The following is a 286-nucleotide window of genomic DNA, read 5'->3' as shown; positions in this document are numbered from 1 at the left end:
CCGAACTCTTCGCAAAGGGAAGACGAATCAAAACTCCTTTTGTCACCCTCATTGTGAATAAGCATTTTCAATAGAAGTCCTTCGGGGACGATGAGCAACACGGCACTTCCGGTCGTGTTGCTTTTATTGCTGGGAAAAAACTCGGTAATGCTGTCTGGCGAAACCGAGCGAAACGTCGCATGAGGGCTGTTTGCCAGTCGATTGGCGGTCCTTGGCAAGGATACGACGTTATTTTTCTCGCGAAATCGTCCGTCTGCGAGACATGTTATAGTAAAGTGCTGAAAGC

At 48.3% G+C, this 286-nt stretch carries 1 pseudogene; it reads left to right on the top strand.

Annotated elements, in window-relative coordinates:
* Positions 1-104: 104 nt before the first annotated feature.
* Positions 105-286: pseudogene (gene rnpA, locus PZH32_RS14075) on the top strand (ribonuclease P protein component); the annotation flags it as partial.

Source organism: Adlercreutzia equolifaciens, from assembly GCF_029076695.1.
Classification (GTDB): Bacteria; Actinomycetota; Coriobacteriia; order Coriobacteriales; family Eggerthellaceae; genus Adlercreutzia; species Adlercreutzia equolifaciens_A.
The sequence above is the reverse complement of the archived record's forward strand: the minus strand, read 5'-3'. Positions and strand labels throughout refer to the sequence as shown.